At 43.5% G+C, this 19,302-nt stretch carries 16 protein-coding genes; 5 read left to right on the top strand and 11 right to left on the bottom strand.

Going from position 1 to position 19,302, the window contains the following annotated elements:
* The first annotated feature begins 124 nt into the window (after positions 1–124).
* Complete coding sequence (locus tag MHH56_RS05225) at positions 125–748, top strand: sensor domain-containing protein (RefSeq protein WP_339207064.1); 624 nt, start codon at positions 125–127, stop codon at positions 746–748.
* Positions 749–1,015: 267 nt separating this feature from the next.
* Here MHH56_RS05225 and MHH56_RS05220 read toward each other — a convergent pair whose 3' ends face one another.
* From MHH56_RS05220 to MHH56_RS05205, 4 genes are all read right to left on the bottom strand, one after another.
* Positions 1,016–1,150, bottom strand: coding sequence for a hypothetical protein (locus MHH56_RS05220; RefSeq protein ID WP_339207063.1), 135 nt, complete (start codon positions 1,148–1,150; stop codon positions 1,016–1,018).
* 131 nt (positions 1,151–1,281) lie between these two features.
* Positions 1,282–2,967, bottom strand: coding sequence for an ABC transporter substrate-binding protein (locus MHH56_RS05215; RefSeq protein ID WP_339207061.1), 1,686 nt, complete (start codon positions 2,965–2,967; stop codon positions 1,282–1,284).
* 105 nt (positions 2,968–3,072) lie between these two features.
* Positions 3,073–4,683, bottom strand: a complete 1,611-nt coding sequence (locus tag MHH56_RS05210) for a response regulator (RefSeq protein ID WP_339207060.1) — start codon at positions 4,681–4,683, stop codon at positions 3,073–3,075.
* Positions 4,661–6,502 (bottom strand): histidine kinase, encoded by a 1,842-nt coding sequence (locus tag MHH56_RS05205; RefSeq protein ID WP_339207059.1) that lies wholly within the window; start codon positions 6,500–6,502, stop codon positions 4,661–4,663. The genes MHH56_RS05210 and MHH56_RS05205 overlap by 23 nt, the downstream gene beginning before the upstream one ends.
* Before the next feature lie 141 nt (positions 6,503–6,643).
* Here MHH56_RS05205 and MHH56_RS05200 point away from each other — a divergent pair, with 141 nt between their 5' ends.
* From MHH56_RS05200 to MHH56_RS05190, 3 genes are all read left to right on the top strand, one after another.
* On the top strand, positions 6,644–7,594 hold the full coding sequence (locus MHH56_RS05200; protein WP_339207058.1) for an ABC transporter permease subunit: 951 nt from the start codon (positions 6,644–6,646) through the stop codon (positions 7,592–7,594).
* 15 nt (positions 7,595–7,609) lie between these two features.
* Positions 7,610–8,482: a carbohydrate ABC transporter permease gene (locus tag MHH56_RS05195; RefSeq protein WP_339207057.1), complete on the top strand. Its 873-nt coding sequence runs from the start codon at positions 7,610–7,612 to the stop codon at positions 8,480–8,482.
* Positions 8,483–8,723: 241 nt separating this feature from the next.
* Positions 8,724–9,077 carry a DUF5412 family protein gene (locus MHH56_RS05190; RefSeq protein WP_339209510.1) on the top strand — a complete coding sequence of 118 codons (354 nt, stop codon included), beginning with the start codon at positions 8,724–8,726 and terminating at the stop codon, positions 9,075–9,077.
* Positions 9,078–9,851: 774 nt separating this feature from the next.
* On the opposite strand, the gene MHH56_RS05185 is transcribed toward MHH56_RS05190, so the two are convergent.
* The 4 genes from MHH56_RS05185 to MHH56_RS05170 form a co-directional block, all read right to left on the bottom strand.
* Complete coding sequence (locus MHH56_RS05185; RefSeq protein ID WP_076271479.1) at positions 9,852–10,682, bottom strand: carbohydrate ABC transporter permease; 831 nt, start codon at positions 10,680–10,682, stop codon at positions 9,852–9,854.
* A gap of 12 nt (positions 10,683–10,694) precedes the next feature.
* The gene (locus tag MHH56_RS05180; RefSeq protein WP_339207056.1) at positions 10,695–11,594 is read right to left on the bottom strand and encodes a sugar ABC transporter permease; all 900 of its coding nucleotides are present in this window, start codon (positions 11,592–11,594) and stop codon (positions 10,695–10,697) included.
* A gap of 76 nt (positions 11,595–11,670) precedes the next feature.
* Positions 11,671–12,990, bottom strand: coding sequence for an ABC transporter substrate-binding protein (locus tag MHH56_RS05175; RefSeq protein ID WP_339207054.1), 1,320 nt, complete (start codon positions 12,988–12,990; stop codon positions 11,671–11,673).
* Between the two features lie 58 nt (positions 12,991–13,048).
* Positions 13,049–15,142 (bottom strand): amylo-alpha-1,6-glucosidase, encoded by a 2,094-nt coding sequence (locus MHH56_RS05170; protein ID WP_339207053.1) that lies wholly within the window; start codon positions 15,140–15,142, stop codon positions 13,049–13,051.
* A 256-nt stretch (positions 15,143–15,398) separates the two neighbouring features.
* Here MHH56_RS05170 and MHH56_RS05165 point away from each other — a divergent pair, with 256 nt between their 5' ends.
* Positions 15,399–16,409 (top strand): LacI family DNA-binding transcriptional regulator, encoded by a 1,011-nt coding sequence (locus tag MHH56_RS05165; RefSeq protein WP_339207052.1) that lies wholly within the window; start codon positions 15,399–15,401, stop codon positions 16,407–16,409.
* Between the two features lie 101 nt (positions 16,410–16,510).
* On the opposite strand, the gene MHH56_RS05160 is transcribed toward MHH56_RS05165, so the two are convergent.
* The 3 genes from MHH56_RS05160 to MHH56_RS05150 form a co-directional block, all read right to left on the bottom strand.
* A complete protein-coding gene (locus MHH56_RS05160; RefSeq protein ID WP_339207051.1) occupies positions 16,511–17,350 on the bottom strand; it encodes a class I SAM-dependent methyltransferase in 840 nt (279 codons plus the stop codon).
* 1 nt (position 17,351) lies between these two features.
* A complete protein-coding gene (locus MHH56_RS05155; protein WP_339207049.1) occupies positions 17,352–18,176 on the bottom strand; it encodes a polysaccharide deacetylase family protein in 825 nt (274 codons plus the stop codon).
* 110 nt (positions 18,177–18,286) lie between these two features.
* Positions 18,287–19,159: a glycerophosphodiester phosphodiesterase family protein gene (locus MHH56_RS05150; protein ID WP_339207047.1), complete on the bottom strand. Its 873-nt coding sequence runs from the start codon at positions 19,157–19,159 to the stop codon at positions 18,287–18,289.
* Positions 19,160–19,302 lie beyond the last annotated feature (143 nt).

Raw genomic sequence — 19,302 nt, 5'->3', positions numbered from 1 at the left:
TTTTCCAAAAAAACGATAAGAATACTAGACCAAAGTCGAGCACGCTATCCAGTCTTTGGATCAATGCTTAAGTAGAATGATCCCTCTATACTGAAGGAAGTGTTGGTATGAGAGGGGTTTAAATATGCAAAAACAAAGTGCCTTAAAAGCTTGGGCCATGCTTCTAATGTCGCTTCCGAAAGGAATCATAGCATTTGTAATAGCTGTTACAGGTTTATCAGTAAGCTTGCCGCTGATCATTTTATGGGTTGGGTTGCCCATGTTGTGGGCGACACTTGCAGCATGTCGCTGGATGATGGTCAAGGAACAACAATCTACTCTAGCTTGGTATCGAGGTAATTCCCAATCGCATCATCGGGACGACGATCAACTATCTCTTAGCTGGGAAGGCTCTCGGTCATTGGTTCGTCTTCTTGGAAAAGGTCAAACCTACCAAGGTATTCTGTACAGCCTATTGCAGCTTCCGATTGGTATTACCGGGTTTACATTAGGCATTGTCCTGCCAGTTACCGCCTATGCAGTCATGCTTTCCCCATTTGCCTATAAGGTGAGTGCGGACTTCTTCAACTTCGATTTATTTCAGTCCACCTGGACCTTCTTTCCTTTTTACGCAGAGATTACTTCTGCACAGCGCTCTTGGATAGCTGGCGGGATCGGCTTAGTGCTCGTATTTGTGCAACCGATGTTATTGCGAGCGCTCGGACGCATGTATGCCGCATATGTTCAGATGATTTCGAAGTCCATTTAGCCACTACGTTACACCATACAAACTAACCCAGCACCTTTATTAGCACATTATCACGATGGCAATGGGGGTGCTGGGCATCCTTATTTGCACCTAACGGACATAGGATCCGTTATTTCCAACAAGCACAACCTCAAAAACATTGCTGGGCATCCTTAGGCTTACATCTAACGGACATAGGTTCCGTTATTTCCAATAATTACGTCTAATCTGGATTTTAACGGACATAGGTTCCGTTATTCTAGTGAAAAGGCGCTAAAATCAATCGCTTTAGCCCAAATAACGGAACATATGTCCGTTAGCTCTGCAAAAACAGCCGATTCTACACAAATAAGCGCTCTGATGTCCGTTACGCTCAAGCAGGTCTGCTCTATCCGCTTCACGCAGCACTGTTCTACGTAACAATCCACCTTCCACGCACCAGCCGCGCTCTCCCCCTTTTTATCTTGTTCGTGCCACCCACCTCCTCCCCCATTCACACCACATAACCCAACACACAAAAAAAAGCCCGCAGAAGACTCTGCGGGCCAAGATCATTATTTTTTAGAAACGGATTGGAACCACTCATTAACTTCTTTCGTGATTTGGTCTCCGCCATTTGCTTTCCAGCTGGATACAAACTCATCGAAAGCATCAACCGGCAATTTGCCGTAGATGATTTTGTTGAACGTTTCCATCTCGGATTGACGCAGCAAATTCCATTTTGAAACCATTGTTTCTGTTGCTGCACCTGTAAAGTAGTTTTGTTTGCGAATATCCTTTTGATCCATAACGACTTTTGCTGCATACCAGTTTTCAGGTTTGCGGAATTCAGCCGTTTGTTTCTCGTAAGGTGTTTCCGGAGCAGCTCCGTCAGCAAGCTTAACCAAAGTTGTCATAAACAGATCAGGAATACGAGCCGGACCAGTAATGAACGGGAATTCGTTCGTAAATCCAGGGATTTTATCCTTGTTGCTCGTTGGTTGACCATCTACGATATCCCAGTCATAACCTTGAGCAAAGCCATGTTCATATTTGCTGCCAACCGTAGGATTCGCTAGGTTTTCAAGCAAGTAGTTGTAGTACAAGAAAATAGCTTCCGGATGCTTAGCATCCTTGTTGATCATAATACTGGCGTTTACGCCAGAGTTCTGCCATTTTGTACCCATGTAACCATCTGGACCTGCAGGTACCGGGTAAGCTTTATATTTGGAGCCTGGTACGTTTTTCAACAAATCTGGAGCCGGCCAATCTGGTACCCAGTTTGCGCCTGGCAAGATGCCTGCTGCGCCTTTTGTCCAGCTTTCTGCTGACTTGCCTTCATCCCACAAAGCGGAGTCTGCATGGATATAACCTTTGTTCATCCATTCTTGAAGCTTAGCAAGTGCTGCTTTTGCTCCTGGATTTACGGAACCGTATTCAAGATTTCCGTCTTTATCTTTGTTCCATTGCTCTTGAACAGAACCATAAGCACCGAATAACCAATCAAGTCCGCCCATCCAAGTGTTCGTAGCGCCTTTCAAAGAAATCGCTAGTGGATAAACATCTTTTGGCGCTAGGCCGTCAGGGTTCTCGTTTTTGAATTTGTCCATAATGACTTCTAGATCTGCAATTGTTTTTGGAGCCTCTAGTTTCAGCTTCTCCATCCAATCTTCACGAAGCCAAAGCAGCGTGTTGTCATTGTTCGTGTACTCCATCAATGGCACATTGTATTTCTTGCCATCTCTTGTGAAGGGATACCAAAGCTCAGGGTTTTTCTCAGCATGGTCCTTCCAAACTTTTGTTGCGTACTTGTCAAACAGCTCATCAATTGCAATAAATTGACCAGAATCGATAAGTTGGTTAGTCAATACAGCGTTTGTTGGTACCTTTACAAAATCCGGAAGCTTCTCACCTGAAGAAATAGCAAGTTGAAGCTTTTGTCTGTATTGATCATCACTTGCTGGATACCAAGTATCCTTATGTTTAATACCAAGTGTTTCAAGCATCCAACGATCGTGGACGTTGTTTTCCTTCGTATCGCCTTTACCGCCATAGTTCTTAATCGGCATCAATACGGTGCTGATTTCAATCGGTGGATCGTATTTGCCAGCGGCGAATGCGCTATCAGCTGTACTAGTACTAGTATTCGTTGAACCTGACTCTTCTTTGTTTACGTTCTTGCCGGTATTACCGCTGCAAGCTGTAACGAAAACGAGTCCCAAAGCTGCAAGTAGAAGCCCTGCTTTTTTGAATTTAGCCATTTTTCTTTTCCCCCTACGGTGTAAGATCCTTACATGAGTAACTTTAACAATTTGTACGGGGGGGTATCTATAGGACATTGTTAGTTTCCATAGGACTCTGTTAGGCTATTGATTGCCGTCCCTATATTCCTGCGGCGTTACACCATATTGGCGTTTGAACACTTTGATAAAATAAGCCGGGTCCAAATAGCCGATTTCCATGCTAATTTCATAAATCTTTTTGCTTGTTGTTTTTAGCTTGTGGCAGGCACGTTCCATGCGCAGACGTGATATATAATCACTTATGCCTTCACCCGTCTCAATCTTATATATTTTGGACAGATGGGTAGGATGCAAATTCACATGGTCAGCGAGTGCTCGCAAAGAAACGTCTTCGTGAAGATGCTCCTCCGCGTAATTTTGAATCTTCTTCACATAAGAAGAACGTATATCTTTAATTTCACTTGAGGTGCCGTCCTTCAGCTTCGAAAGCACGTTAAGCGACCATTTGCGCAGCTTGCTGATCGATGTAAAAGCTTCTCCGCTTTGTAGAGGCTCCATATCTGCCCCTAGCAGCTTGACCAGCGTATGCCCGTTCCGATGTGCCAGCTGTGTGAACGAGGAGGCGATCAAAAATCCAGCCTCCATGCAATGCTCCCATGAGTCGGACCATCTCTCATCGAGCTCCGCGCAAACGCCCACCAGCTTATCCTCCGCAGCCTCCCAGCGCCCCGCCTCTAATAAGCTGATTAAAGACGGCGGCATATAAAGAGCGTCCAACGGACCATGCGAAACGCTTGGCTCCATATCGCCAACCCGCATAACAAATTCTCGCTCGTCCCCTACGATTTGCCTAAAGTAAGCAAATGATTTGCGATAATTTTCCTGAAGCTGTTCAGGAAACTTGAAAGATTCTGATAGTACGATGGATAAGGAGCCCTTCAAAAATTGTTTTACTTTATGCTGAAGCTGAATCGCAAGCTTCTCCAAAATCTTCTCTTTTCCAGGGATTGAACCCTTATCCTTCAGTTGAAGCAAGAACACTAAATAACCATGCTCCTCCTTAACTCCCCATACTTCAGAAAATTCACTGAAGATCTCTTCCGCCATATTGATAATGGCATATTCCATCAGCTGTTGTCCGTTACTTGTATATTGCCCAAATTCCTCTTCCATACGTACAAGCAGCAAAGTGCAATCTCCATAGCTGAACGGCAAGCCGTAGCTTTCAAGCTTTCGAGTCCATTCATCAGCAGACATCCGGTAGCCTTTTAGCGCATCAATCAGCAACTGACCGCGCAGCATCGGCAGATTCTCCCTCAGCGTATACTCCGTCCGCTCCTGCGAGCTGACTGCTTCCCATTCCGCTTGCAATTGGTCAATCGCAGTCTTAACCGCGCTGAACAGCTCGTTATCCGATGGCGGCTTTAGCAAATAATCTACCGTTTGATTTTGAACCGCTTTTTTGGCAAATTCAAAATCCGAATGTCCTGATAAAATAATACATTTCATTCTTTTATCGCGTTCTCGTATTTTCTCTATGAGTTCAAGCCCTGTCATTTCGGGCATTAAAATATCGGATATGACAATATCAATGGGATTCGTTTCTATAATTTGAAGCGCCTCATGTGCAGAGTAAGCTTTATGAACCTGCTCAATACCAAGTGTATGCCAAGGCTTGTGCATCGATAAATTCTCTACCCAGTGTGCTTCATCATCTACGATTATCATCTGCATGTTGTGTATCTCCTTGTAAAGTAGGATATGGTCTCTGTTCTTCTCCAGATGCTGTTTCCCATACGATTTCTGTCTGAAATCCTCCTAATGGCGATTTTTTGAAGCATAAATAAGATTTATCGCCAAATTGATGAATAATACGCTGATTCGTATTCCAAAGACCGCAGCCCATTTCCTCTTTCAATGGCTCGCTCATTTTTGCATTCAACGCTTCAAGCACACTTGGCTCAAGCTCTGGTCCATCGTCATCGATATATATTTTGCATAACCCGTCTGACATCTCGCCGGTAATTCGAATTTCTCCAGATGTATAGGATTTTCCTATACCATGAATGACCGCATTTTCTACGATAGGTTGAAGCATAAGCGGCGGTATGCGCTGCTTCAGCATTTCTGCTGGGATATCTATTGTATAATCAATTCTGCCGTTGCGCAGCTTCTGAATGTCCAAATAATTAATAAGTAATTTAATTTCTTCGTCCAGCGCAGCGGTTTGTCTCTCCGTTCGAGTCGTATAGCGATAATAGGCGCTTAAGTTGTATGCCATCGACACAACCGCTTCCTGTTCTTTCATCTGTGCCATATTAATTATATAACCCAGACAGTTATATAGAAAATGCGGATTAATTTGAGCCTGTAATTGCTTCAATGTCGCTTCCCTTGACCGAATTTTTTCATTCAGCACATTTTCAATTAAGTCTTGGATTTGTCGTGACATATCGTTAAAACGGTAAAATAAAAATGAAAATTCATTATTTACGCTTGAGCTGATCCGAAACGAGAAATCCCCCCGCTGTACGCTTTGCAAACCCTTAATCAATTGCCTAATCGGCCGCTGCACATTACGGTAAAGCAGAATGGAAGCAGATATGCCCACAACAAATAACAAAATCATCGAGACATAAAACAAATTGCGAGTGATCGATATCGGCTTCAATATTTGATCAAGCGGAACAACGTCAACTAAATGCCAGCCCAAATAAGTTGATTTAACCGAGCTCACCAAATAGTTCTCACCATGCAGCTTCACTACCTGCTGCGTTGTGTCTTCCAGCGACTGCTCGTCCAAGTAGGAAACCAACTCTCCTGAAAGCTGTTGATCCGCACTGCGGTTCGTAATCGGAGCGTCCCCTTTATGGTAAAAAATCGGGTCGCCTTGTCCACCTGATTTATAGGTGTCCAGCATGTTTTGGATATTTTCATAACTGAAGCTCGCTTCAATGACCAGATTGCTTCCATTCAGTTTACCTTGCTGGCCATATGATTCGGTATAAAACCAATGAAAGTAACTAGGTTCATTATCGGCCTTAGCTTCGCCATTGCCATAGGTCCATTTCCCGCTCATATTTCGCTTTAAAAATTCCTCATCGTACTCAGCAGGATTGTTGTAATTTGATATTAACTCTTTGTTTTGCTGCGAGTAAACGGTGTATCTGACTGGCCATATGTTAATGACGCCTGATTGCAGTGCCATCTTCTCTTGAACGATAAACCTAGTCTGCATGCGGTCATAACGATCTTCCCATATTTTAAGCCCATTAAATCGCTGCACATTCGGATCTTTCGAGAATGTATTGGAGAAATCGACCATCTGATTAATCCGCGAGTCAATTTGACTGGACAAAAAGGACAACTGTCTCGTGTTCGATAGCTTAAGCTCCTTGCTGACAACGTTAAAGGCCACGTCGTTTGAATACGTATACATGATCACAATGGGGATGAACAAAATTAAGATCAACCCATTCATTTTAGAAAACAGACTAAACCGAGCACCCATCTTTCTTTTGACAAAAGCAAGACCGTTACTAATCTCCATCATTCATTCCTCCAGACGATATCCCCTAACAAAACCATATCAATCCTAACATTGTCCTATAGTCCAGTAAGAGAAATGCTTGTTACTATATATAGCAGGGTTTCTTATTATACACAAACCAATTTTATGGAACGGGGGATAGCTATGGAAGCAAACACAGAAAAGCAAGTGACTTTGGAGACCACACCACGAGCAAAAACAAAACACAAATATAAACAACCTTGGATGCTGCATTTCATGGTGCTGCCGGCGGTACTTTCGGTTTTCATCTTCTCCTATATACCGATGACAGGTATTATGATGGCGTTTCAAGATTATAAAGCTTCACTTGGAATGATGGGCTCTCCATGGGTAGGCTTGAAGCATTTTGAATATATGTTTCAAAATGATTATTTCTTGCAAATTACGTGGAACACCCTATTTTTTGCTTGCTCCAAAATCGTGCTGAACTTGATCATTCCGTTCATTTTTGCTTTGCTTCTGAATGAAGTCAGGAACATGGGGCTCAAAAGATCAATCCAAACGCTCGTCTATCTGCCGCATTTCCTTTCCTGGGTCACGCTATCCGGAATTTTGATCGATATGCTCGCACAGACAGGAATTATTAATCAATTTATAAGCAATGTATTCGGCATTAAGCCGATTTTCTTTTTGGGCGATGGCGCCTGGTTCCGCTTCACCATTATTTTTAGTGATGTGTGGAAGGAATTTGGATTCAATACAATTATCTTCCTTGCAGCGCTTGCCGGTATTAATCCAGCACTTTATGAAGCTGCTGAAGTTGACGGTGCAGGCCGTATCAAGCAAACGACGCATATTACGATTCCATCACTCATTCCAATTGCGATTGTAGTTGCAACCTTGGCGCTTGGTAACGTACTAAATGCAAACTTCGACCAAGTGTTCAACTTGTACAGTCCTTTGATTTATCAGCAGGGTGATATTATTGACACCTTTGTCTATCGTGAAGGTCTACTCAGCGGTCAATTCAGCTTTGCAACAGCAGTTAGCCTGTTTAAATCAGGGATCAGCTTGATTCTAATCGTAATCTCTTATCGTCTTGCTTATAAATTTGCCGGTTACCGAATCTTCTAGAAAGGGTGACAACGTATGCACCATAAAACACTGCCATACCGTATTTTCAGCATATTTAACAACGTGTTTTTGATTCTTCTTTCCATACTATGCTTGCTGCCGCTATATCACCTTCTCATGGTTTCCATGAGTGCGTCCGCTCCCGCCAACGCGGGATTGGTCACTTTTTGGCCGATCGGTTTCACATTAGAAGCCTATGCTAAGACGTTCAACAACAGCAATTTCCTTACTTCCTTGTGGGTGTCGACACAGCGGACCATCCTTGGTACGGCGCTTGCTATGCTAGTTAGTACACTTGCTGCTTATGCCCTGTCCAAAGATTCTCATATCTTCCGTGCTCGCAATGTTTATCTTTGGTATTTTGTCGTTACGATGCTATTTGCAGGCGGACTTATTCCAAGCTACCTCCTCATCCTTAAGCTCGGACTAATGAATACTTTATGGGCGCTTATCCTACCAGGTACAGTCGGCGTTTATAACGTTATTCTTTTGCTAAACTTCTTCCGTACTGTTCCTAAGGATCTGGAAGAAGCTGCTTTTATTGATGGAGCCGGCCAGCTGCGCACTTTCTTCATGATTTATTTGCCGATCTCCTTGCCTGCGATTGCAACGGTTTCCTTGTTTATTATGGTCGGACATTGGAATTCCTATTTCGACGGTATTATCTATATGAAGGATGCCGAGAAGCTGCCTCTTGCAAGCTTCATGCAAACGATTATCGTTCAAAAGGATATGACTAAGCTTGATCCACAAATGGTTGCCAATATGTCGCAAAGAACCATTAGCGCATCGCAGATCTTTATCGGCGCATTACCGATTCTATTGGTTTATCCTTTCTTGCAGCGTTACTTTGTAAAAGGGATTGTCATTGGTGCGGTTAAGGAATAAGCTCTTGCTGCTTCCCAGCTCCGATTAATAAAATAAAAAGCAGCCCGATTGGGCTGCTTTTTTTGTTTTATTCGGCAGGGCATCGTTTATATCTAATTGTTGTTATGATTCGCATTTGGTTTCTCCGGAGTGTAACTTGTGATATTCTAATGTTATCCAAATTTTCCAGGAGATGATACCGTTGTTCGATGAAAATATTGATGTTCAAGCGGCGACTGAGAACAAGAAAATTTTAAAAAAGCTGCTCATCATATTTATTTCTATCTGCACATTCTTCGCCTTAACTATTGGAGCTGGTGTTTATTGGCTCTTCTATGACATGGGCAGACTGCCGAAGGGAAAATTTCTTATAGAGGCCGCTTCCCCTGATGGGACTTACCGTTTAAAAGCGTACCTTATAAATGGAGGAGCGACTACTCCTTTGATGATTCGCGGTGAATTGGTATTCATTAAACGCAATCATAAAACCAAAAATATTTATTGGAACGCTCGCGAGGATCAAGCGGTCATCACTTGGAGCGATAACGATACCGTCATCATTAATGGTCATAGTCTTGATGTTCCTCACGATAAATTCGACTTTAGACATCCATAATGGAGAGCTGACTTGCCCTGCACAGCAAGCATGATCATAACTTAGGCTTTTCTGCCATATGCCCCTCTATACTCGTCTCAAATAAAATTAGATCTACATTCTAGCCCTATTTTCATCAAAACAGCCCTCTTCGCAAAAATAGGACTATAAAATAGGCTTATTACCGCTCCTGAGCTGCCAATTGCATCATTGTATCCGTTTCAAACAAATTTAGATCTACAATTTAGTCCTATTTTCGTCCAATCAGCCCGTGTAGTAAAAATAGGGCTAGAAATTAGGCTTATTACCGCTCCTGAGCTGCCAATTGCATCATTGTATCCGTTTCAAACAAATTTAGATCTACAATTTAGTCCTATTTTCGTCCAATCAGCCCGTGTAGTAAAAATAGGGCTAGAAATTAGGCTTATTTTCTCTCGTGACCTGCCAATCGCCTCTTTGTATCCTTTTCGAACTAAAATAGATCTACAATCTAGTCCTATTTTCGCCCAATCAGCCCGCTTAGTAAAAATAGGGCTAGAAATTAGGCTTATTACCGCTCAAAATCTGCCAATTTCCCCATAATATCCGTTTCAGACAAAAATAGAGCTGCAATCTAGTCTTATTTTCGCCCAATCAGCCCTCTTCGCAAAAATAGGACTAAAAAATAGGCTTATTACCGCTCACAGCCTGCCCACTGAGCATCCTATGTCTCATTATGCATATGTGAATCAATTAAAAACAGGGCTGTCCCAAGAGGTCTAAATGACCTCAGGACAGCCCCGTTTCGTTACTATGTTATTTACCGCCGGTAAACGTAATTCCTTTAATAAAGAATCGATTGAAGAACGCATAAATCAGCAGCGCTGGAAGCGTAAATACCATCGATGCAGCCATAATGTAGTTCCAGTGGCTAATGTACTGCCCTTTGAACGTATTCAGACCGAGCGTTAACGTAAACATCGACTTGTCGGACATGAACATGAGCGGCTTCAGGAACTCGTTCCATGCACCCATGAAAACGAAGATCGTTTGAGCTGCTAATGCAGGTATCGCAAGCGGCAATGCAATGCGGAAAAACACGCCGAACCGATTAAGCCCGTCCATCTCGGCTGCCTCCTCAAGCTCTTTCGGGAAGCTAAGGAAAAATTGCCGCATCATAAAGATAAACGTCGCATTCGCCATCATCGGCAAAGTCAGTGCGGCATAGGTGTTTAACAAATCGAGCTGCTTCATAATTAAGTAAGCGGGTACGATCGTCAGTTGGCCTGGAATCATCTGCACCGCTAAGATAAGGATGAACATGATTTTGTTGCCGGCAAATTCAATACGTGCAAGTGCATAACCCGCCATTGAGTTGAACAGCGTATTGCAAACCGTCGCAACAACTGCAATCAAGGCACTGTTGTACATCCACCTGAGGAAAAGCGGCTCTTTCACGAAAATATCATAATAGTTCTGCAAGGTGAATTCTTTCGGAATAAAGTTGATGCCCCCGGAAACAATCTCACTGAGCGGCTTAAACGAAGAGGAAAGCGCCCATAGAAAAGGAGCAACAGTGATGCAGCCGTATGAGAATAACAGGAAATAAAGAATCGCCTTTCCCCATTTGGATTGTTGAAATACCATCTAGTCGCCCTCCTAGTTCAGCTTTTCTTCGGCAAATAGCTTACGCTGTATCAGCGTCACGATCATAATGACAGCAGCCAGCATGACAGCGAGCGCAGAGGCATAGCCGAAGTCGAGATTTTTGAAAGCATATTGATAAATAAGCAGAGCTACGGTCAAGGTCGAGTTATTCGGTCCGCCTGAACCTGCTGAGAAAATATAAGATTGGTCGAAGAGTTGGAAGGTACCGATAATACCCATAACGACCGTAAAGAAGGTCGCAGGCTTAATTAGCGGCAGCGTGATGGAAATAAATCTCCTCCAGCCTCCTGCCCCGTCTAGCATAGCTGACTCGTACAGCGCATCAGGAATGTCTTGTAATGCAGCCAAGAAAACAACCATAAAGAATGGAGCGGTAGACCATATATTCATAAGCATGATCGCCTTCATGGCGACCGCAGGATCTCCAAGCCAGTTGTATCCATGCAAACCGATAAATTCAAGCACTCGGTTCAAAAGACCGTTTGAATTGTATATCCACATAAATATAAGTGATAGTACCGCCGACGAAGTAACGGTCGGCATAAAAAATACGATACGGAAAAAGTTTTTGTATCTGAGCTTAGCATTCAAAATAACAGCTAGTAAAATAGCAAACGCCGTTTGCAGAGGCACAACAAACAAAGCAAAGGATGCTGTGTTCTTAAGCGCAATCCAGGCTCTTTCATCGCCTGCCATACGCGTGAAATTATTAACTCCTACCCATTTGTAGCTTACTTCGCCAAGCAGATTGACCTTATGCCCCGATAAATAAAGGGAATAGAATACAGGCAAGAACAAAAAAGTACCAAGAACTAGAATGGTTGGAAGCAGGAACAGATAGCCGGTTACGTTATTTTTCAGCTTTCTTCTCCATGAAGAGACATGGGTCATGCTGCACCTTCTCCTTTCATATCAATATCAGAGATTGAAGGAGGGAGCGTCTTGCACCCTCCCTCCTTCACCTCGCTTATTTCGCTGCTGCGATTTCCTTATTCGCAACCGATTCTGCTTTCTTCATTGCATCTTCAAGATTCGAATTACCCATAAATGTATCAACGAATTGGTTGTTGAAGTTGCTCATGATTGTAGGAAGTGTGGAGCCTGCTTGCCAAGGCGTTGCATAAGAAGCGCCTGCTACAATTGCACTGCGAAGCTCATCTTTATCGTAGCCAAGCTCTTGTGATACCGATTTACGAGTTGGAAGCGCGAAACCTTTGCTCGTCCACGTTTTCATTCCTTCTTTACCAGTCAAGAAGGAGATCAACTGCCAAGCTGCTTCCTTTTTCTTCGATTCCTTGTTCATTACATAAGCAACAGTGAATGCCATAGTGCCTTGTTTGCCATTTACAGTTGGAAGTTCAGCTGTGCCGTAATCTAGATCCTTGTAGTTGGACTCCAAGAATGGAATTGCCCAGTTTCCTTCGAATACGATGGAAGCTTTGCCTTGACCGAACATTTCTCCGCCCCAGCCAGCGCCTACTTCTTTTGGCTCGCCGGATGATTTGTCTACATTGTGCATATCCGTTACAAGCTGCAAACCTTTAAGAGCATCTGGAGCCGCGAATGCAGCATTGCCATTCTCATCTGCAACTTTGCCGCCGAATGCTTGAATCATGAACAGTTGACGTGCAAGCTCAGGCGCAACACCAAAGCCGAAGCGAACCGTTTTGTCGCCTTCTTTTTTAGTAAGCTTAACTGCAGCTTCTTTCAGCTCATCCCAAGTTGTTGGCGGAGCAGTAATTCCTGCTTCTGCAAAGTCTTTTTTGTTGTAGAACATTGCAAGCGTAGAGAAATCCTTAGGGAAACCGTAGGAAACGCCATCTTGTTTGAAAGCATCAACCATAGGCTGTTCAAAGTCTGCAACATCAAATTCTGGTGTCACATAGCTATCAAGTGGCTCTAGAACATTACGCTCAATAAGTGCAGGTGCTTCGAATGCGTCCAGGTAGAAGACGTCTGGGCCTTCACCGCCAATAAGTCTTGTTTTGATAACATCCATGTATTGATCGGCAATTACTTCATAATTAACCTTTACATTTGGATATTTTGCTTCAAATTCCTTTAACGTTTGGTTTAGCAAATCCTGCTCTTCTGGACTTGCTCCCCAACCTGCAAGTGTAACGGTTACCTTCTCAGCGGCTGGCTCTTTTGTCGCCTCTTGTTCTGTACCGCCGTTCGTTGCTGTATTACCAGTGTTTTTGTTGCCTTCATTGCTCTTGCCACAAGCCGTTAACATAAGAACAACTACCAGCATTAAAGATAAAATTGAAACCCCTATTTTCTTCATCTTACATACAACCTCCTTAGTAATATGAACTTTGTATATAGAGCATAAAGCGTGAAACCTATGAAATGAGAAGCTCATATCCTGTCAGATTAGACAGTATTTCCACCTCTGGGCCATTGATACCGCGAGTAACGCGCAGGCTTAGAGCGCCGCTGCCAATTTGCATTTGCTCTACCAGAAGCTCGTTCATCCCTTGAAGCAAAGAAGGCTTAATTGTAATCTGCTTCGTTAGAGCGTTAGGCTGAAGCCCAAGCAAGGCTTGTACAAATGTGAGCGGCGTCCCTGCTGCCCATGCCTGCGGAGAGCAAGCAACGGGGTAAGGAACTGGCGCACCAAGCGAATCATCATACCCGCAGAACAGCTCAGGCAATCTGTAATACTCAAACTTTGCTGCTGCATTCAATAGTCCTTGCATGACGGTAATCGCTTCTTCTTGGAAGCCTAAATAACTAAGACCAAGCAAACAAACGGAGTTGTCATGCGGCCATACGCTTCCGTCATGGTAGCTCATCGGGTTGTAGCCGGCTGCTTCCGTACTCATCGTACGAATGCCGTAACCACCGAACATGTCAGGAGCAACCAGTCTTTTCGCAACAGCGCTTGCACGCTCAGGAGAAGCAATGCCCGACATTAGAATATGTCCTGAATTCGAAGTGACGGAATCTACGCGCTTCTTATCCTTATCAAGCGCAATCGCGTAAAACTGCTCATCCTCCATCCAGAAATCGCGCTCAAAGCGAACTCTAAGCTGTTCTGCATCTTGCTCCATGCCAGCGGCTTGTTCCTCGTGGCCTAAGCTCTTGAATATAGGGGCAAGCCTTGTAAGCGCTTGGTAAACATAACCTTGAACCTCGACGAGCGCGATTGGAGCCTCTGCATAATCGCCGTTGCGGTGAACAACGGAATCCGCAGAATCTTTCCACCCCTGATTGGCAATCCCTTTAGAAGATTTCTGATAGTACTCAACAAAGGAATCATCGTCGCAGTCGCCATATTCCTTCACCCAAGCGAGTGCTGCATTAAGATGAGGCATTAGCTCTTTAATAAACTGAGCATCTCCGGTCCAGTGATAATACTCGGCAGCTAATAGAAGGAATAGCGGCGTCGCATCAATCGTGCCGTAATACGGCGTAAATGGAACCTGATTTGTGCTTGCTAGTTCGCCATACCGAATTTCATGCATCACTTTACCTGGCTGCTCATCGCGCCACTCATCTTCATTCTGGCCTTGATAAGCGGCCATCGTGAGCAGCGTTCCCTTAGCAATTTGCGGGTTTAAGGATAACATCTGCAGCGCAGTAATTAAACTATCACGGCCAAATGGCACCGAGAACCAAGGTAAGCCTGCAACTGGGAATGCTCCATACCCGATATCCGTAAGCAGAACTCTTAAGTCCTGCACTCCGCGATGATGCAGCTTGTTAAATAGCGGTACATCCGTTTGGATGGATGTGGATGATCCATTCCAATCCGCATACGATTGTCTAAGCTTAACCATCGCTTCCGCCGGATCATGCTGCTGCGGCTCATTGCCGTCAACGATTGGCGCAATATAGAAAGCGATTGCATGGCTTTCCCGATGGCTCAGTTCCACATCGAAATGAAGCTCACCTGTCTCGCCTATGCGACTTTCATTTGTATCCCATTTAATCTTCGTTTCACGGCGTATATCGTCAGCCCCGAGATAGCCAATTACTCTTTCCCGTTGGCCGCTTTTCTCTGCCGTCTTTCTTCCCAAATCGCCATGCTGAAAGCCGCGAACGACAAACATATCTGCAAAATCCGCATCCAATAACACGGAGAAATCAAATGTAATGGCTTTAGGATAATAGCTGGTGAGATTGAACGTCTCATACAATGCTCCATCATAAATGAAGCGTGTACGTTCAATTTCTACGGACTCACGCCACAAGATAAGCTCGCCCTTCTCTTCCATATGTGGATTGGTAAGGCGAATCGTAGAGATATAATTCTCATCCGCTGCTGAAGACAGCAATATCGGCTTCTGACCGTTGATTCGGATCTCCATCCTGCTTATGAACCGGGTATCTTTTGTGTAAAGACCCTGACCTGAAACATCACCTTCCGGAATATCTCCATTCCGGTCCGTCATGAGGAATAGATCGTTTTCTTTGATGACTCGATAATCCAAGTGTTTCCCTCATTTCTTCTTGTAATAGCTTTTTTATTCCCTTAAATCAAACAAGCATTCGTTTATCCGAAACGTTTCGGAAAAGAGGCAAAAAAATATGCTTACTCATTTTCGACGAAGCAATCTAACTTTCCAAAACGTTTCGGATAAGTTATAATCGAATTATAGATCATGATGAAAGCATTTACAAGAGTCAATTTATTTTTTAATTTTTATCATAATACATTACATGTTTTCAACATTTCGGAGGTATTGTATGGTTACGATTAAAGATATAGCTAAAGCTGCTAGTGTATCTGTTACTACAGTATCGCGTGCCTTGAACGGCTATGACGACGTTAACGAGGGCACTCGGCTCAAAATTAAGACTATAGCAGACCAGCTCGGTTATAGCCCTAATATGGCTGCAAGGTCGCTCATATCGAAAAAAACAAAGACACTTGGCCTCCTTCTCTCCAATGTTACAAGAGACAGCTCCAAAGACAATATCGCATTCGAAGTCCTGTGCGGAATAAATGATCGTTCAGGCGAACTCGATTATGACCTTGTCCTATTCAGTACAACACCTCAGAAACAAAAGGTAAAATCATATAAAACATTATGCCAGGAACGAGGCGTAGACGGGGTTATCATCATGGGTATTCGATTAGACGATCCTTATTTGGAGGAAATCGTATCGTCTGATATTCCATGCGTCCTTATTGATATCACTCTTCAAGGGCCTAACGTCGGATACGTTACTTCGGATAATACAACGGGTGCTCTTGCGGCAACCAACCATCTGCTCGAATCAGGACATCGCCATATCGCCATGATAAACGGCCATGAGCAAGCAGCTGTAAGCCTGCTTAGGCTAGAGGGCTACCGTCAAGCACTGCAAAGCAGCAGTGTTCCCTTTGATGAAACACTTGTGCTGAATGGTTCATTTTCCGAGCATGGTGGAAGAGAGGCCGCACGCCAAATATTGTCCAGCCGTCCTGAAGTGACTGCTATATTTTGCTCCAGCGACTTAATGGCTCTCGGGGCTTTGCAGGGCGTTAAGGATATGGGAAAAAAGGTACCTGATGATATATCGATCATCGGCTTCGACAACATTGATTTAACGGCTTATTGCACACCCGCGCTTACTACCGTTCACCAGCATAAATACGAGTTAGGCTCCCAAGCGGCGCAAATTCTTATTGAAATGCTCGAAGGTAAAGAAATCATTCACCATGTCATGCTGGGTACAGAACTTATGATTAGAGACAGCGTACGCAGTATTTAATATGTGCTTTGACTCGAGAGTAGCAAACAAAGTACATAGTCAAGCAGCAATAACCCAAGTTTACTTAACTTGGGTTACCGTTGTCTTTGAGCAGACTATATTCAGTTCTCAGCCGTTACCGCAAAATAAACCGGAAACACCCCCATTTTCATCCATTCTTTATGGGTGTGCACCTTCATGTCTCGAAATCCTGCAGCAGCCAGCTTCTCTTTCAAATCCTTTGCGGTCAAAAAATTCGCTTGCGCGCGGTTAAACTCCTTAGCCTTACTGCTTAAATGAAAAAGCTTATATATTGCAAATTTCAAACTTTTTTTATTCAATATAGCTCTTCGCGCAAATAAATAATCCAATATATATCCCGAGCCATGTACGAGAAAAAACACCCTTCCTCGCGGGGACAATACACGAAAAACCTCCTGCAGCACCTGCTCCACATGAAGATATTGCAGCGCTACTCTACAAACGACAAAATCAACTGAATGGTTCGCAAGCGGAATATGGTGCGCATCTGCTATCGTTGTGACTACTTTGTTATAAGCTTCACTTCTGTGGAGCAGTGCTTCTAGAAGACCGATCTGGTGCGCGTCCGAATCGATTCCATATATAATATCCGGCTCGTTCTGAAGTAAAGAGAATACGGTAGCCCCTCCCCCACAGCACAAGTCCAGCATTTTCCTTCGATTTTTGGCCTCTGCGATAAGAAGGTGGTCAAAGGAATCGGGGTCATATAGCTGCCTGTAATATTCGTAACAAGCGTAACCAAATGATTTTTCCACAAGCTTAAGATCTTCGGATAAAATGCCGTTCATAAGGAGCATATTCACTTCTTCTGCCGATGGTTTCTGTATCTTTACCCTTCTAATCCCCATTTCTCTGCAAAATAAATAAGCGACACCATCCAATAAACGCCGGTTAGACATAATCTCTGTTTTCGTGGCCACGCTAATGTATTCCCCCGATTTGAGGATCATATTTACTTATGGACATACAGTTGAAATCCGACAATAATTGTTTTATTTTTGCGTATGTATCCCTTAATCCGTAGTATCTTCGAATGCCATTTGACCAAGAGGTGTTAAAAATTTGCGGTTGATCGTAGTCTAAATCATAAGGGTGGATATAATAAACGAAATAATCTTTATCGCCTATAATTTTTCGTGCTCCGCTATAAAAAAAACGATAAGGATAAATTCGAAAATACCCTCCGCCGCCCCATGGAATATTAACGCCGCCTAAGCGAAAAGCAGGCAACGGCACTTCCCATAGATGATCTTTTATTTTAAAAGATTGCGCAACTTTCGAGGACAAATTAAACTTGGAATATAGGTTATTTGGTGTATTCGGACTAATACTAGAATCGTAAGCGAATCCTTCTTCTATTAAAATATCAAGTCCCCAATCTGTCATAGAAAAACAGGGGGCACGATACCCAGTCACCTTTGAACCGATCAAATGCTCTAAAATATCTTTTGACAGCCTAATATCCGCTTTAAATTCTAGTGTTGATTGATCATAAACGAGACGATGGGAATAGCCGTGTGATGCAATTTCATGACCTCTTCGATATATTTCTTTCACCAAATCAGGCCTTTTCTCAGCGATCCAGCCCAGGACAAAAAAAGTGCCCGTCGCCTCATATTCGTCCAGAAGGTCCAATATTTGATGAACGGGCTGCTCAAGCCTTAATTCGCAGTCAGCCCATTCGGAAAGAGACAGGTTCGGACTGCAAAACCAATCCTCTACATCGACAGTAAAAGCCATTTTCATGACCATCCCACCCTTCTCCCCCTATTATTCATCAAACCTCACATTATGGCAACATTTGTATTTGATTGAATAATTTTGTATAGAAGGAAGTATAGTTTCTCGTATATTCCTTACCCCGGAAAATCGGTAATAACCCCATCCACTCCGAGCTTTTTCATCCGTATCATATCTTGCTCTGACTGTATCGTCCACGCCATGACCTTCCGGTTGCGATGATGAATTTGCTCTACGATCTTCTCGTCAAGCAATTCATGATTGTAATGAATGTAATCCGCGAAAGAAACAAGTTCATCCAGCGTCTTCTCTGACAGAGGATGCTGATCCTCCTGAATAAGCGCAGCAATCGGGATGTCCGGCAGCAGGGAGTGAATTAGACGGGTGGATTGAAAGTTATAGGATTGAATAATGATACCCACGCTATTTTTGACATGTTCAACCGCTGTAAAATTTCGGCCCTCCTCTAAGCCATTAACTTGGAGCAAAAGCTCATAACGACGTACGACCTCAGCCACCTTCTCTTCCACGCCAGGATAAAGCTTTGATTCTTTAATCTCGATGAGCATGCCTAGCTTTCCAGCAAAACGGTGCATAACTTCTTCGAATGAAACGATCTTCTCATCCGTATCGTCAGTTTTTTTATCATTCTTAGCATCCATATTTTCAAGTTCACTTAATGTATAATCGTCCACAGCTCCTGTATATTGCGTCGTTCTATCCACCGTATCATCATGAATGACAACTAGTTCACCGTCTTTGCTTAGCTGTACATCAAATTCGATAAAATCAGTACCCAGACGCTCCGCTTGCTCAAAGGCGGCCATCGTATTCTCAGGAGCATCACCAGAAGCCCCACGATGTGCGATAATTAAAAATCCTTCAGGTGTATTCGGATTAGAAGCAGATACGATTAACCCCATGCAGCAAAGCATGAGCAATAGCAAACCAATACTGCGCCAAACCCGCGATGTTTTCCATTTGCCCATCGTCTCATCTCCTTCTGTATGAACTCTCAACCTGACTACATGCATATCCAATATTAGCTGCAGCAGGGTCTTACTTTATTAAACATGCAAAGTATGAAGCGAAACGCATTTCCCCAAAACAGCTGCTGCCAATGAACTCACAC

Source organism: Paenibacillus sp. FSL K6-3182 (genome assembly GCF_037976325.1).
Lineage (GTDB): Bacteria > Bacillota > Bacilli > Paenibacillales > Paenibacillaceae > Pristimantibacillus.
The sequence above is the reverse complement of the archived record's forward strand: the minus strand, read 5'-3'. Positions and strand labels throughout refer to the sequence as shown.

Bases quoted from the DNA above. Each gene is read 5' to 3' on its own strand.
- MHH56_RS05150 (WP_339207047.1), bottom strand. From the start codon at position 19,159: ATGGGCAAATGGAAAACATCGCGGGTTTGGCGCAGTATTGGTTTGCTA.
- MHH56_RS05225 (WP_339207064.1), top strand. From the start codon at position 125: ATGCAAAAACAAAGTGCCTTAAAAGCTTGGGCCATGCTTCTAATGTCG.
- MHH56_RS05215 (WP_339207061.1), bottom strand. From the start codon at position 2,967: ATGGCTAAATTCAAAAAAGCAGGGCTTCTACTTGCAGCTTTGGGACTC.
- MHH56_RS05205 (WP_339207059.1), bottom strand. From the start codon at position 6,502: ATGATGGAGATTAGTAACGGTCTTGCTTTTGTCAAAAGAAAGATGGGT.
- MHH56_RS05210 (WP_339207060.1), bottom strand. From the start codon at position 4,683: ATGCAGATGATAATCGTAGATGATGAAGCACACTGGGTAGAGAATTTA.
- MHH56_RS05200 (WP_339207058.1), top strand. From the start codon at position 6,644: ATGGAAGCAAACACAGAAAAGCAAGTGACTTTGGAGACCACACCACGA.
- MHH56_RS05185 (WP_076271479.1), bottom strand. From the start codon at position 10,682: ATGGTATTTCAACAATCCAAATGGGGAAAGGCGATTCTTTATTTCCTG.
- MHH56_RS05180 (WP_339207056.1), bottom strand. From the start codon at position 11,594: ATGACCCATGTCTCTTCATGGAGAAGAAAGCTGAAAAATAACGTAACC.
- MHH56_RS05155 (WP_339207049.1), bottom strand. From the start codon at position 18,176: ATGAAAATGGCTTTTACTGTCGATGTAGAGGATTGGTTTTGCAGTCCG.
- MHH56_RS05175 (WP_339207054.1), bottom strand. From the start codon at position 12,990: ATGAAGAAAATAGGGGTTTCAATTTTATCTTTAATGCTGGTAGTTGTT.
- MHH56_RS05195 (WP_339207057.1), top strand. From the start codon at position 7,610: ATGCACCATAAAACACTGCCATACCGTATTTTCAGCATATTTAACAAC.
- MHH56_RS05165 (WP_339207052.1), top strand. From the start codon at position 15,399: ATGGTTACGATTAAAGATATAGCTAAAGCTGCTAGTGTATCTGTTACT.